The sequence below is a fragment of the Alkalihalobacillus sp. CinArs1 genome (genome assembly GCF_947387515.1).
Lineage (GTDB): Bacteria > Bacillota > Bacilli > Bacillales > Guptibacillaceae > Guptibacillus.
Genome location: NZ_CANDOB010000001.1, coordinates 569246 through 584089, shown reverse-complemented (window position 1 = coordinate 584089; position 14844 = coordinate 569246). Strand labels below are relative to the sequence as shown.

Sequence of the window (14844 nt, the reverse complement as noted above, 5' to 3'; positions counted from 1 at the left end):
CCTTTTATAAGAATGTTTAGGGAGGAATGAAAGTGAAGCAACGACTTTTTTTATCCGTTCTGTGTATTCTTTTTTTAGTATATGATGCAGTGCCGCGTTTTCAGTTTGATCTAACATTAGAAGGGGCATTTTTTGGCTTGTGGTTAGTGTTTGCTTTAATGGCATTGGGAGGAAACTTCGTTGGCTTGTACTTTGGGAGAAAAGAGAAAAACCCAAATATTTCGCGTCCATTGGCAGATTCTAAAGTAGAAACGAGAAAAAAGCAGTACAGCCGTTGAAGTTGCACACATTAGTTATGTATAATGAAGTCAATTCAAACACCACTATAACAGAAGAAGTTTAGATAGTGATACAGATGTGACCATAGAAAGCATGGTGAAAGTAATTGACAACAAAACACGAACAGATACTGGATTATATCGAGACGCTAGAGGTAGGAAGTAAGATTTCCGTTCGGCAGATTGCAAGAGAGCTTAAAGTAAGCGAAGGTACAGCCTACAGAGCGATTAAAGATGCTGAAAATAAGGGAACTGTTAGTACGATTGAGCGTGTAGGTACGATTCGAATTACTAAGAAAGAAAAAGAAAACATCGAAAAACTTACTTATGCAGAAGTCGTTAACATAGTGGATGGACAAGTGCTCGGTGGTAAGAACGGACTTCATAAAACATTGCATAAATTTGTGATCGGGGCAATGAAACTTGAAGCGATGATGCGTTATGTAGACCCAGGAAGCCTTCTTATTGTAGGAAACCGTGATAATGTCCATAAGATCGCTCTTGAAGCAGGTGCAGCTGTTTTGATAACAGGGGGATTTGATGCAGAAGATGAAGTGAAAGCAATGGCGGACGCATATGAACTTCCAATCATTTCGACCTCTTACGATTCCTTTACTGTTGCGACGATGATCAATCGAGCGATTTATGATCAGTTGATTAAAAAAGAAATCGTTCTAGTAAGTGACATTTTAACGCCATTAACCAAGACGAGCTTCCTCGTTACGACAGAGAATGTAGGGCGGTGGCATGAATTAAACGAAGCCACCCTTCATAGTCGATACCCTGTTGTAGATCCAAACATGAAAGTTCAAGGAATCGTTACTTCCAAAGACGTTTTAGGGGAACAATATGAGACTCCTATTACGAAGGTGATGACAAAACACCCATTAACTGTGAATGAGCAAACGTCCGTGGCTTCAGCAGCTCACACGATGATTTGGGAAGGAATCGAGATGCTCCCAGTGCTTGATCAGTACCAGCGCTTAATCGGAATCGTTAGCAGACAAGATGTTCTAAAAGCGCTGCAGCTCATTCAGCAACAGCCGCAGATCGGGGAAACCTTTGATGATTTGATCACAAGTAGGTTTAATGATGTGTCTACAAATACTGAGAGTCGATACATTTGTGAGGTGACTCCACAAATGACGAGTCTTCTTGGAACACTTTCCTATGGCGTATTCACGACCCTTGTAACTGAAGCGGGAAGCAGGGTCTTGAAGAAGTATAAAAAAGGTGATCTTGTTGTAGAAAACATCACGTTATATTTTATTAAACCTGTTCAAATCGATAATACGATTGAAATTATTCCGAAGGTCCTTGAAGTCTCACGTAAGTTTGGAAAGGTAGATGTTGAAATTTATCATGAAGGAACTGTCGTGGGCAAGGCGCTGATGATGGCGCAATTAATCGACCGGTAAATCAAAAGCGCCATGAGAAAACTCATGGCGCTTCAGCGTTATTTGTTCATGCTTTCGTATTCTTGAATAGCGAAAGGCTGGTAATGTTTATATTTCTTATAACCTACGACGACATTAACAAGTCCGAGTAAAATGAATACCGCACCAACGATATATGTAACCATCGTGATGTAAATAGTGAACGAATTGATAGCAAAGAAAATGAGAAATAGCCCAAGTGCAATGCTAGCTTTCGAATTTAACCACTCTTTGGTTGCAACTCCGTGAGATCGGAATGACTTCACGCGGTAAAACAGATAAAATACTATTGAGAATATAATTAATATAAAAAAGATTGGCATGTATGCTTTCCTCCATATGTTAAAGGCTCGTCTCTATTGTATAGAACTTATGGTTAAAAATCTATGACGATTCCCTAACAAATAGGAAAGGATATGAAAGGAGTAATGAAATGAAGGAACAAATTTTAGATGCAATTGAAAGTTATGAAACGATCATTATACACCGCCATGTAAGACCTGATCCAGATGCCCTTGGCTCACAAGGTGGGTTAGCTTCGTTAATCAAAGCAACGTTTCCAAAGAAGAAAGTACTTGTAGTAGGAGAAGAGGAACCTTCTCTTATGTTTTTAAACAGAATGAATGAGGTTTCAGATGAGGAATATGAAGATGCTCTTGTAATTGTTTGTGATACGGCAAATCAGCCTAGGATTAGTGATGATCGCTACAATAAAGGGAAGTTGTTGATTAAGATCGATCATCACCCAAATGAGGATCCCTACGGCGATATTCTATGGGTAGATACGTCTTCAAGTTCTGTGAGTGAAATGATCGTTGATCTATACATACATGCTAAAGACCGTGGATACATGCTTTCAGATGAAGGTGCGTTTCTTCTATATGCAGGAATCGTTGGAGATACTGGAAGGTTTATGTTCTCAAATACGACTAAGCGAACATTTGAATATGCAGGAGAGCTTCTTAAACATGGGATAGATACTGGTGCTCTTTATAACGAACTTTATAAAACAGAACAGCATATAGCAAGGCTAAATGGACATGTTCTTCAACATTTTGAAATGAATCATGGGGGAGCAGGTTGGATTAAATTAACGAATGATACGATTTCCTCCTATGGTGTCACTGCGAGTGAAGCGTCACAGCTCGTGAATTCGTTCTCAAACGTTGCAGGATTAAAAGCGTGGGTCTTTTTCATTGAAGAAGAAGATCAGATCAGAGTACGCCTTCGTTCAAAAGGACCAGTGGTTAATAGTATTGCAGCAAGGTATAACGGAGGTGGTCACCCAATGGCCGCTGGAGCAACTGTCTATACATGGGAAGAGGCAGATCAGGTGTTAGATGAGCTTGATAAAGCCTGTAAAGACTATTAATTTGTACACAAATAAAGACCGGCATCCTCAAAATGAGATAGTCGGTCTTTACTAATTAGGCTTGTGGAATAGGAATGAACCAAGAACCAAAGTTTGTCACGTCCTCATGTACGTCGATATTGAGCGATTGCAGTTCCTTTTTTATCATTGTTGCTAATTCCTTGGTTTCAGCGTATGCTGAGCGTCCGTTCATTAAATCAGCTACCTTTGATTTCGCTAGCTCTTTGCGATTGATAACCATCGCTGCACCTCCATATAAACTTATTGTACTCTTATCATATACTACAAGATATAGAAATGCGACTTTTCTGACAAAATGTCACAAAATCGTATAATCTTTTTATTGAATCAAGCGAATCGAAAGAACAACTTCAACAGTTGTATACACGATCATTTGCTTGACTTCAAACCCATATTCTATATCGTTTATCAGTAATGATTTATTCTCGAGTGATTTAATAATAAATGACCTCGTGTGCGCTACCGAACCAAGGTCCTTATTTAATAAATCATTCAGTTCGTCTTGGACAGCCTTTTTCAATTCGTGTTTCGTAAGAGAGTTTAGAGATAGATCTTGGTCCTTTTCGAACGTGACGACGATTCCTTTAATGTGAAGGGTTTTTTCAATATCTTCATTATCGTAGTTCTCTTGATCATCTAACAATGTTCTATTTTGCGTTTTAAGATCAGAAATCTTTATCTTTTGCTCCTTTATCGTAGTAATTTGCTTCTCATACATGATTCCAAAAAGCATTAAGAAGAATAACCATCCAAAAATAACTCCTACGGATAGACCTGCAAGGAATTTCTGCCACCCTTTTCTTGTATAGACTTGTGGTACTCTCATCAGTGTGATCGTTCCTGTGTAAACCAGTTAATGACTTCCATTCCTGCTTGCGCTCCTCCTAAAGCACAGAATATCCATAAAAATTGCCGCATGATTTCATCTGGAGATCCACTGAGGAAGCTCCTCTCCATATTGTTGATCGTATCGAACGTCCCACCGATTGCAGCTGCAATCGCCCAAATTTTTAGTCGTTGAGCCACAACATATATCCAGTGCAGAGGTGGTTCTCCTGAAAGAAATGCTCCGATTCCACCAATGATAGACCCACCAACAATCACTCCAAAAGCAACAAAAAAAGCGATGATCAATGTGACGAGTGTTACTCTCTCCATTGGAAACTCCTTCTTTCGTAGTTTAAGAATATTGAGCGCGCTTATAGTGAGTATCGAAAACTAGCACATATCATCTAGTCCACCTTTAGTAAAGACTATGCGAAAAGGAAGGTGGGTTATGCTTGATAATGTTTGTTTGAGAAGGAAAGAGTATCTATAATGGAAGTAACAGTAAAGTGAAAGTGGGATTTCATATGGAGTTTGTACATCTGCGTGTTTATAGCGAATATAGTCTTTTAGATAGTCCGAGCAGAGTAAGAGAGCTTGTGAAAGCAGCAAAAGAACAAGGATACACGTCACTTGCTTTAACGGATAAGGGGACAATGTACGGAACGATTCCATTCTATAAAGCATGCGTTGAAAACGGAATTAAACCGATAATCGGTCTAGAGGTTGAAGTACTTTCTTCGAATATGACTTCAACTGAGCCTAGACGTTACGATAACTTAGTGCTTCTTGCAGAATCGAATGAAGGTTACCATAATTTATTGAAAATCTCTACGATCATAAAGCACTCTAGAAAGAAAAAACCTTCCATTGAAAAAGAAGAACTGTTAAATCTTTCAGAGGGAATCATCGCGTTGACTGGAGCAAGAGGGTCTGTGATCGGAGACTTACTCTTAAAAGGCGAAGAAACGGCTGCATTACAGTACGCGGTTGAGTACAAGAGAGCTTTCTCATCGGGCTTTTATTTAGAGATGCAAGATCATTATATACGCGAAGAAAGGCAGCTGAATCAGCTGATTTACAGGTTTGCTAAAAAAGCACACTTACACCTTACCGCAACGAATGCGGTGCATTACATATCAAAAGGTGATGGAGAAGCGCATGATTGTCTTAAGTGCATTGATAGCGGAGTGCGCTATGAAGAGAAAGACCATGTAAGTCTTCCTAACCATGAGTTTTATTTAACGAGCAAAAAAGAGATGATCGAACGTTTTGAAGGGTATCATGATGCGATCGAATCAACCATCCACATTGCAGACAAGTGCAACGTGAACTTATCCTTCGATCAAACACACCTTCCTGAATACCCGGTTCCTAATAGACAAAGTGCTGATGAGTACCTTGCGACCTTATGTCGTGAAGGAGTGAAAGCTCGCTATGGATCAGCAAATCAAACGATCGATGATCGCTTACATTATGAGCTTTCGATCATTAGTAAGATGGGGTTTAGCGATTACTTCTTAATTGTATGGGATTTTATGAAGTACGCTCACGAGAATGGGATGATCACAGGACCAGGAAGGGGATCTGCAGCAGGATCATTAGTCGCTTATTTATTAAATATCACAAATGTTGACCCTATTGAGCATAATCTCCTTTTCGAACGGTTCCTAAATCCTGAGCGAGTCACGATGCCTGATATCGATATTGATTTTCCTGATGTACGTCGTGACGAAGTAATCGACTACGTACACGAGAAATATGGGCACGATCATGTTGCTCAGATCGTAACTTTTGGAACGCTTGCAGCTAAGGCTGCGATACGTGATGTGGGAAAAGTGTTGGAAGTAGATACTAAACTGCTCGATGCGATGTCAAAAGCAATTCCTTCTCAACCTGGCATAACGTTACACGAAGCGAGAGAGGCATCTTCAGAGCTTCGCAAGGTGCTTTCAAATTCAGAAGAATGCGCGAGAGTCTTTGAAATCGCGAGCACGATCGAAGGTCTGCCTAGACATACTTCAACACATGCAGCTGGCGTCGTTATTTCTGCTGCTCCTTTAACTGATTATGTTCCTTTACAAGAAGGTCATCATATTAGCTTAACTCAGTTTCCGATGAATGACCTAGAAGAAATAGGATTATTGAAAATGGACTTTCTTGGGTTACGTAATCTAACGCTGATCGAGGGGGTTTTAAAGGATATCGAACGTAATACAGGTGAACGTGTATCGCTCTCATCGATCCCAATGGATGATGACGGGACATTTTCTTTGCTTAAAGCTGGAGATACAACAGGGGTGTTTCAACTTGAATCTGATGGTATGAGGCAAGTGCTTCGAAAGCTGAAACCTACTGAGTTTGAAGATATTGTTGCAGTAAATGCTCTTTATCGACCAGGTCCAATGGAGAATATTCCATTATTTATTTCGGGTAAGCATAATGAACGACCCGTCCACTATCCACATTCTGATCTAAAGTCGATTCTTCAACCAACTTACGGTGTGATCGTGTACCAAGAGCAAATTATGCAGATTGCATCTAAGCTAGCTGGATTTTCTTTAGGAGAAGCTGACTTATTAAGAAGAGCCGTTTCAAAAAAGAAGCGAGATGTGCTCGAATCTGAACGAGAGCATTTCATAAAGGGCTGCTTAGCAAAAGGATATACGAAAGCAACGGCTGAAGAAATATACGAGTATATCGTACGGTTTGCAAACTATGGATTTAATCGTAGTCATGCTGTTGCATACAGTATCATTGCTTACCACCTTGCGTATTTAAAAGCTAACTATCCAAGGTATTTCTTTGCGAGTTTATTAACATCCGCAATTGGAAATCAGGATCGGTTATCTAGCTATTTGTCAGAGTGTCATCAGAAAGACTTGCAGATCCTTCCCCCCTCAATCAATAAGAGTAACAGTACGTTTACTGTAGAAGAGGAAGCTATCCGATTTGGTTTATTACCAATTAAAAACGTTGGAAAAAATGCTATCGAGGAAATTGTAATGAAAAGAGGAAACGAGGCTTACAAAAGCTTATTCGATTTCTGTTCGAGAGTGTCACTAAGAATTGTAAACAAACGAGCGATTGAATCAATGGTTTTTGCTGGCGCGATGGATGATTTTCAGGTGGGGCGTTCATCTATTCTAGCAACGCTCGAATCTGCTATGAACTTCGCTTCTGAACAAGGCGACCCGGATCAACCTGGTTTATTCAGTAGTTCCGAGTCAGAACCTCCTTACGAAAGTGTCCCTCCTTTTGAAGAAAAGGAATTACTCGCGTTTGAGAAAGAAGCGATAGGATTTTATTTATCTGCAAATCCAATCGATCCTTATTTGAAGAACATCCAAGGCTATCAAAGAACGGTCATTTCTGAAGGATTAATGTTTTCTGATCGACAGCCTCTTCGAATAGCAGCAGAAGTGATAAAGTCAAGAAGTATCCGTACAAAAAAAGGTCAAATGATGGCATTTATTACGCTTGAAGATGAAACTTCTGAAATGGAAGGTGTCGTTTTTCCAGATACATGGGAAGAAACGTCAACAATTCTTCAAAAGGGCGAGTTTGTTTATATAGATGGGGTTGTGCAAAAAAGAGGAGAAAGTACAAATATTGTTGTTTCTAGAGCAAAGAGGCTAGAAGACATTACTCCTAAAAAAATCTCTGATATATTATTCTTGAAAATCGAAGAGCATCATCAAAAAGACGATACGTTAGATAAAGTAAAGAGTGTATTGAGAGAAAATAAGGGTGATTCTGCTGTAGTGCTCTACTATAGCCAATCAGAGAAAACAGTTAAACTAGGTAAAGAGTGGTTTGTTCAACTATCCACGACTTGTATCGATCGGTTAAAAAATTTATTAGGTGAGAACAATGTAGTTAAAAAGACTCGATAAATTCTTTACAGCAATTGGTGATTTGTTATAATGGTGAAAATAGAGTGGTCTGACCACTTTCTATACAAACGAGGAAATGAAGATATTAGAGCATATAGCTTCTGAAGAAGGAGAGTGGGTTAATTGTCTATCACAAGAGAAGAAGCACTACATATTCACAGAGTTAACCAGGGAAAACTAGAATCTAAATCCAAAGTACCAGTGAGGAATGCAACTGATTTAAGTCTTGCCTATTCACCAGGTGTTGCTGAACCTTGTAAGGAAATCTATGATGATAAGAATAAAGTATATGAGTACACTATGAAAGGAAATATGGTAGCTGTCGTTTCTGACGGTACTGCTGTGCTCGGTCTTGGAAATATCGGGCCTGAAGCATCGTTACCTGTTATGGAAGGAAAGGCAGTGCTGTTCAAAAGTTTCGCAGGAGTTGACGCGTTCCCGATTTGTTTAGATACGACGGACGTGGATCAAATTGTACAGACTGTTAAACTGATGGAACCCACTTTTGGCGGGATCAACCTTGAAGACATCGCTGCTCCAAATTGTTTTGTGATCGAAGAAAGACTTAAAAAGGAAACGAACATTCCGATCTTTCATGATGACCAACATGGTACAGCAATCGTAACTGTCGCAGGACTCGTCAATGCATTGAAACTATCCGGTAAGTCGATGAGTGAGATCAAAGTGGTGATCAACGGTGCGGGTGCAGCTGGAATCGCTATTATCAAGCTATTAAACCGTTTCGGTGTGAAAGATATCATCATGTGTGACTCAAAAGGAGCAATTTATGAAGGACGTCCTTACGGTATGAACGACGTTAAAGCGTCAGTTGCGAAATATACGAACCGAGATCAAGCGGAAGGTTCACTCAAAGAAGTTATTTCGAATACAGACGTATTCATTGGTGTTTCAGTTGAAGGAGCACTAACAAAGGAAATGGTCTCCTCTATGAACGAAGACCCAATAATTTTTGCGATGGCGAATCCGGTTCCAGAAATTATGCCAGACGATGCTAGAGATGCAGGCGCAAGCGTAATTGGGACAGGTCGTTCAGATTTCCCTAACCAAATTAATAATGTGTTAGCTTTCCCTGGTATTTTCCGAGGTGCCCTTGATGTCCGTGCTACACATATTAATGAAGATATGAAAGTAGCTGCCGTTCAGGCGATTGCAGAGCTTGTGAGCAGCGAAGACTTGAATGCTGACTATGTTATTCCTGCACCATTTGACCCAAGAGTGGCCCCTGCTGTAGCAGCGAGTGTTGCAAAGGCCGCTATGGAAACAGGAGTAGCACGTATTAATGTAGATCCTGAGGTCGTTAAAGAGAAGACGCGTTCTCTTGCAATCATTTCTGAAGAAGGAAAGTAAGTGGGGAAGACGTTACTTTCTCGCTTTTTTCTTGAATAGGACGATGGCCAGTGAAGAAAGGGTGTTGATTTTCCGATATGGAACAACAAGGGAAAGTCTACCAGAATATCTTAGATAAAATTAAAGCGATTATTTATAACGATGGTTTGCAAACCGGTGATAAGCTCCCTTCTGAAAGGGAGCTTTCTGAGCGGTTAAATGCAGGAAGATCATCAGTAAGAGAAGCTTTAAGGTCGATGGAGATGCTAGGACTCATCGAAACGAGACGTGGAGAGGGTACGTTTATATCAAATGTAAAAAACCATCGTTTAGTCGAAGTAATCGCTTCTTTCATACTTAAAGATACGAAGTCAAGGCACGATTTATTAGAGACTCGTCACCTTATTGAGATGGACATATTGCGTTTGGCTTGTGAACGTATTTCAGATGAGGAACTAGACCAATTAAAGTCGATGCTTCATAATCGTGACCCTGCTTCAAAAGAGGATATTTACTCAACAGAGTTTGACATAGCATTCTTCCGAATTATTACATCCGCAACAAAGAACCATCTGCTCATGAGATTATGGGCTGAGCTTTCAGACTATCATCAGACGATCTGGCATCACTTAACGTACCGCCCAGTTACTTATTACGAAGAATTGATCGAAGCCTTAACGGCACGTAATCAAGAGAAGGCCATTCGTCTGTTGTCCGAGTATGACAAAGATTATAAGCAGCAAGATATTTATGGTGAAAGGAATGGTCACAATTGTTAAAAGATATCTTTAATAAGAAGAAAAAGTATGCAACTGTTCCTTCTGAGAAAATAAAACAAGATGTGCCAGAAGGGATAATGACGAAATGTCCTGGATGCAAAAGTATTATTTATTCAAAGGAACTAGAGAAGTCAAATAAAGTATGTGTGAAATGTGGTTATCATCACCAGATGAGCTCATATGAACGTATAAAGAATACGCTAGATGAGGGCAGCTTCGAAGAGTTCAATGCAGGGATGATTTCTGAAAACCCTCTAGCGTTCCCTGACTATGTCGAAAGGCTCGAGAAAGATCGCAAAAAAACTTCCCTTAACGAAGCAGTTGTTACAGGTGAAGGTACAATCGATGGTCATCGTACGGCGATTGCCGTTATGGACGCTCGATTCCGGATGGGAAGTATGGGTTCTGTTGTCGGGGAAAAAATAACTAGAGCCATCGAACATGCTGATAAAGAGAAGATCCCGTTTATTATCTTCACTGCTTCAGGTGGAGCAAGAATGCAAGAAGGTGTACTTAGTTTAATGCAGATGGCAAAATCGAGCGTAGCATTGAAGCGCTTTGGTGATAACGGAGGTTTATTCATTTCAGTTATGACCCATCCTACTACTGGAGGAGTTTCTGCAAGCTTTGCTTCGGTTGGAGACTATAACTTTGCTGAGCCAAAAGCACTGATCGGATTCGCGGGTAGAAGGATCATTGAACAAACCATTAGAGAAGATTTACCGGAAGATTTCCAAACATCAGAATTTCTACTCAATCATGGGCAACTCGATTCAGTCATTCATCGTGCTGACATGAAAAAGACCCTTTCAACAGTACTCATGATCCATAGTAAGGAGGTGACCAATAGTGGCAAATAGACTTGATTTTGAACGACCTGTTCAAGAATTAGAAGATAAGATCGAAGAGTTAAGATCATTTATGGATGAAAAGAACATTGACCTTTCAGATGAAATTTCTCGTCTTCAAAAGCGTTTGGCATCTATGGAAGAAGAAATTTATGGAAATATGACAGCTTGGAACAGAGTTCAACTTGCTCGTCACCCTGAACGTCCGACCACACTTGATTATATTGGTCGCATCTTTGATGACTTTATCGAGTTACATGGTGATCGCGTTTTTGGTGATGACGAAGCAGTTGTTGGAGGAATCGCTACCTTTGAAGGTAATCCTGTCACAGTAGTTGGTCATCAGCGCGGGAAAGATACAAAAGAGAACTTGAGAAGAAACTTTGGTATGCCACATCCAGAAGGGTACCGTAAAGCCCTTCGTTTAATGAAGCAAGCAGAAAAGTTCAATAGACCTGTTGTATTTTTACTAGATACAAAAGGTGCATTTCCAGGTAAAGCAGCAGAAGAGAGAGGTCAAAGTGAAGCGATCGCTCGAAATCTAATTGAAATGGCTGGTTTGACTGTTCCGATTGTGTGTATTGTAATCGGTGAAGGTGCAAGCGGGGGAGCGCTAGCGATTGGTGTAGGAAATCATGTGCATATGCTAGAAAACTCCTGGTACTCTGTCATTTCACCTGAAGGTGCTGCTGCACTTCTTTGGAAGGATTCTAGTCTTGCTCAACAGGCTGCAGATACAATGAAAATTACGGCACCAGACCTGAAAGAGCTAAATGTAATAGATGAAATCGTCCCTGAAGCAAAAGGTGGCGCTCATCGAAATGTAGAAGAACAAGCTGAATCCATCCATAAAGTACTAAAGAAATCTTTGGAAGACCTCTCTAAACTTTCCAAAGAGGAGCTTGTCGAGCAACGCTATGAAAAATACAGAAATATTGGACAATATACGTTTGTAACCGATACCATTGGCTTAAAATAAGGAAAGTGCTTTCCCGCTTAGGGGAAAGCACTTTTTCATGGGCGCTCTTTGCTATTGTGTTCAACGGACGTATTTGATATTTTAATAACACAAAGAATTAATGAGGTGAACACGTATGAAGCGTATTGGTGTATTGACCAGCGGAGGAGACTCACCTGGAATGAATGCCGCAATTCGTGCTGTAGTCCGTAAAGCGATCTATCATGATATTGAGGTCTTCGGAATTTACCACGGATATACCGGATTGATGAATGACGAAATAAAAAAGATGGAAATCGGCTCTGTAGCTGATATTATTCATAGAGGCGGCACAATGCTATATTCTTCACGTTGTCCTGAGTTCAAAACGGTTGAAGGGCAATTAAAAGGGGTAGAGAACCTTAAGAAACATGGAATTGAAGGCCTTGTCGTCATTGGAGGAGATGGTTCTTACCGAGGAGCTCAAAAGCTCACTGGCCACGGGTTCCCTACGATTGGTATTCCTGGAACCATCGATAACGATATTCCTGGAACTGATTTTACGATCGGGTTTGATACGGCGCTAAATACTGTTATTCAGGCTATTGATAAGATTCGTGATACAGCAACTTCTCACGAACGTACATACGTGATCGAAGTAATGGGTCGTGACGCTGGAGATATCGCTCTGTGGTCGGGGCTTGCTGACGGTGCAGAATCTATCCTTATTCCTGAAGAGAATTACGAAATGTCCGATATTCTCGCTCGTTTAAAACGAGGTCACGATCGCGGAAAACGTCATAGCATCATTGTAGTTGCAGAGGGCGTTGGAAGTGGAGTTGAAATCGGAAAAGAAATACAGGAAGCAATGAATATGGAAACTCGTGTTACTGTTCTTGGTCACGTACAGCGAGGTGGTTCACCAACCGCAACGGACCGTGTGCTAGCAAGTCGTCTCGGTGCTCGTGCAGTAGAACTCTTGCTAGAAGGTGCTCAAGATAGAACGGTTGGGATTCACAATAACCAAATCATCGATTTAGATATTAATGAAGCACTTAAGATGCCTCATAAAGTGGATCAGAAGATGGTCCAGCTTGCGAGAGAACTTTCAATCTAAATGATACACTTTTGTATTCATCCACAAAACTGTGGGTGAATAATGGTGTTTGCTGGATAAATACCACGCAGAGTTGGATAAAATTATTAAAGAAGAGCTTTTAGGAGGATACCTATGCGTAAAACCAAAATCGTCTGTACAATTGGACCTGCAAGTGAGGACCAACAAACGTTAGAAAAATTGATGCAGGCTGGAATGAATGTTGCACGTCTTAACTTTTCTCATGGAGATTTTGAAGAACACGGCAACCGTATTAAAAATATTCGTGAAGTATCAGAAAGAATTGGCAAGAATGTTGCGATTCTACTCGATACGAAAGGCCCTGAGATTCGTACGCACAACATGGAAAATGGTGCGATTGATCTTGAAGCAGGACAACAGCTTATCGTATCGATGGAAGAAGTTGCGGGTACAACTGAAAAGATTTCAGTAACATATCCTGACCTTGTCAATGATGTTCACGAAGGTTCAAAGATCCTTCTTGACGACGGTCTTATCGAACTTGAAGTGAAAAGCATCGGAAACAATGAGCTTTACACAGAAGTATTGAACAACGGTACCCTTAAGAATAAAAAGGGTGTTAACGTTCCGAACGTAAGTGTGAAGCTGCCTGGTATTACTGATAAGGATGCAGCTGATATTGAATTTGGAATTGAACAAGGCGTCGATTTTATTGCTGCTTCATTTGTTCGTCGTGTATCTGATGTGTTAGATATCCGAAAGCTTCTTGAGAAGCATGATGCAACTGATATCCAAATCGTTCCAAAAATTGAAAACCGTGAAGGTGTCGATAACATCGATTCTATCCTTGAAGTATCTGACGGTTTGATGGTAGCTCGTGGTGATCTTGGCGTAGAGATCCCTGCTGAGGAAGTACCACTCGTACAAAAGCAACTTATCAAAAAGTGTAATGCACTAGGTAAACCTGTTATTACTGCAACTCAGATGCTTGATTCTATGCAGCGTAACCCTCGTCCAACTCGTGCAGAAGCAAGTGATGTTGCCAATGCGATTATTGATGGTACAGACGCGATCATGCTTTCAGGAGAGACTGCAGCAGGATCATACCCAGTAGAAGCAGTTCAAACGATGCATAACATCGCTTCTTACACAGAAAAGTCTCTTAACTATCGCGAGCTTCTTTCAATGAGAAGTAAAGAGATCGAGACGAATACGACGAATGCTATCAGTGAATCTGTTGCACATACTGCATATAACTTGAATGTACCTGCGATTTTAACAGCTACAGAGAGTGGACACACGGCACGTATGATTTCTAAGTATCGTCCGAAAGCGCCGATCGTTGCTGTAACAAACACTGCAAGTGTATGCCGTAAGCTTGCGCTTGTATGGGGGGTACATGCACAAGAAGGGCGTAAAGTTAAAACCACTGACGAAATGCTAGAAGTTGCAGTTGAAGCTTCAATTCGTTCAGAAATCGTTAGTCATGGCGATACAGTAGTCATTACAGCTGGTGTACCAGTAGGTGAATCTGGAACTACGAACTTGATGAAAGTTCATGTTATCGGAGATATTCTTGCAAAAGCACAAGGTATCGGTAAAACATCTGTATCAGGTCGAGTGGCGATTGCTAAGAACGCTGATGAAGCGATCAGTAAAGCTGACGAAAACACAATCATCGTAGCGATCGGTTCTGACAAAGAGATGGTTCCTGCTCTAGAAAAGGCTGCTGGTTTGATCACAGAAGAAGGTGGTCTGACGAGTCATGCAGCTGTTGTGGGGCTAAGTCTTGGTCTTCCAGTAGTCGTTGGTCTTGAAGATGCGACGAACCTGTTTGAGGATGGTCAAGAGATTACGCTTGATGCAACTACAGGAATTATTTACAAAGGAAAAGCAAGCATTCTATAAAGCCTAACAAAGACTGTCGATGAAATTCGGCAGTCTTTTCTTATGTTTCTTGAATGAACGTTTAAGAATCGGTATATTACGAATAAATACAGAAATCATTTATAATAAGAGTTAACGGG

The 14844-nt window shown here is 40.6% G+C and carries 14 protein-coding genes; 10 read left to right on the top strand and 4 right to left on the bottom strand.

What is annotated here, in order from left to right; translation table 11 throughout:
- The first annotated feature begins 32 nt into the window (after nucleotides 1–32).
- Together PFZ69_RS03165 and PFZ69_RS03160 are read left to right on the top strand one after the other, a co-directional pair.
- A complete protein-coding gene (locus tag PFZ69_RS03165; RefSeq protein WP_270179571.1) occupies nucleotides 33–278 on the top strand; it encodes a hypothetical protein in 246 nt (81 codons plus the stop codon).
- Between the two features lie 107 nt (nucleotides 279–385).
- Nucleotides 386–1696 carry a DRTGG domain-containing protein gene (locus PFZ69_RS03160; protein ID WP_270179570.1) on the top strand — a complete coding sequence of 437 codons (1311 nt, stop codon included), beginning with the start codon at nucleotides 386–388 and terminating at the stop codon, nucleotides 1694–1696.
- Between the two features lie 38 nt (nucleotides 1697–1734).
- Here PFZ69_RS03160 and PFZ69_RS03155 read toward each other — a convergent pair whose 3' ends face one another.
- Nucleotides 1735–2037 carry a YtpI family protein gene (locus PFZ69_RS03155; protein ID WP_270179569.1) on the bottom strand — a complete coding sequence of 101 codons (303 nt, stop codon included), beginning with the start codon at nucleotides 2035–2037 and terminating at the stop codon, nucleotides 1735–1737.
- 110 nt (nucleotides 2038–2147) lie between these two features.
- On the opposite strand from PFZ69_RS03155, the gene PFZ69_RS03150 reads away from it, so the two are divergent.
- Nucleotides 2148–3086: a DHH family phosphoesterase gene (locus PFZ69_RS03150; protein ID WP_270179568.1), complete on the top strand. Its 939-nt coding sequence runs from the start codon at nucleotides 2148–2150 to the stop codon at nucleotides 3084–3086.
- Between the two features lie 55 nt (nucleotides 3087–3141).
- Here the strand turns inward: PFZ69_RS03150 and PFZ69_RS03145 are convergent, their stop codons facing one another.
- The 3 genes from PFZ69_RS03145 to PFZ69_RS03135 form a co-directional block, all read right to left on the bottom strand.
- Nucleotides 3142–3327, bottom strand: a complete 186-nt coding sequence (locus tag PFZ69_RS03145) for a hypothetical protein (protein ID WP_270179567.1) — start codon at nucleotides 3325–3327, stop codon at nucleotides 3142–3144.
- 99 nt (nucleotides 3328–3426) lie between these two features.
- The gene (ytrI, locus tag PFZ69_RS03140) at nucleotides 3427–3933 is read right to left on the bottom strand and encodes a sporulation membrane protein YtrI (protein WP_270179566.1); all 507 of its coding nucleotides are present in this window, start codon (nucleotides 3931–3933) and stop codon (nucleotides 3427–3429) included.
- The gene (locus PFZ69_RS03135) at nucleotides 3933–4265 is read right to left on the bottom strand and encodes a YtrH family sporulation protein (protein ID WP_224878724.1); all 333 of its coding nucleotides are present in this window, start codon (nucleotides 4263–4265) and stop codon (nucleotides 3933–3935) included. Before PFZ69_RS03135 ends, ytrI begins: the two co-directional genes overlap by 1 nt.
- Nucleotides 4266–4459: 194 nt before the next feature.
- Here PFZ69_RS03135 and PFZ69_RS03130 point away from each other — a divergent pair, with 194 nt between their 5' ends.
- From PFZ69_RS03130 to pyk, 7 genes are all read left to right on the top strand, one after another.
- On the top strand, nucleotides 4460–7828 hold the full coding sequence (locus tag PFZ69_RS03130) for a DNA polymerase III subunit alpha (protein ID WP_270179565.1): 3369 nt from the start codon (nucleotides 4460–4462) through the stop codon (nucleotides 7826–7828).
- 129 nt (nucleotides 7829–7957) lie between these two features.
- Nucleotides 7958–9196, top strand: coding sequence for an NAD(P)-dependent malic enzyme (locus PFZ69_RS03125; RefSeq protein WP_442865122.1), 1239 nt, complete (start codon nucleotides 7958–7960; stop codon nucleotides 9194–9196).
- Nucleotides 9197–9273: 77 nt separating this feature from the next.
- The gene (locus tag PFZ69_RS03120; protein ID WP_270179563.1) at nucleotides 9274–9954 is read left to right on the top strand and encodes a FadR/GntR family transcriptional regulator; all 681 of its coding nucleotides are present in this window, start codon (nucleotides 9274–9276) and stop codon (nucleotides 9952–9954) included.
- Nucleotides 9948–10814, top strand: a complete 867-nt coding sequence (gene accD / locus PFZ69_RS03115; protein WP_270179562.1) for an acetyl-CoA carboxylase, carboxyltransferase subunit beta — start codon at nucleotides 9948–9950, stop codon at nucleotides 10812–10814. Before PFZ69_RS03120 ends, accD begins: the two co-directional genes overlap by 7 nt.
- Entirely contained in the window at nucleotides 10804–11781 is a 978-nt protein-coding gene (accA, locus tag PFZ69_RS03110) for an acetyl-CoA carboxylase carboxyl transferase subunit alpha (protein ID WP_270179561.1), read from the top strand. Before accD ends, accA begins: the two co-directional genes overlap by 11 nt.
- Nucleotides 11782–11896: 115 nt before the next feature.
- Nucleotides 11897–12856: a 6-phosphofructokinase gene (gene pfkA / locus PFZ69_RS03105; protein ID WP_270179560.1), complete on the top strand. Its 960-nt coding sequence runs from the start codon at nucleotides 11897–11899 to the stop codon at nucleotides 12854–12856.
- 114 nt (nucleotides 12857–12970) lie between these two features.
- Nucleotides 12971–14725, top strand: coding sequence for a pyruvate kinase (pyk, locus tag PFZ69_RS03100; RefSeq protein ID WP_270179559.1), 1755 nt, complete (start codon nucleotides 12971–12973; stop codon nucleotides 14723–14725).
- Nucleotides 14726–14844 lie beyond the last annotated feature (119 nt).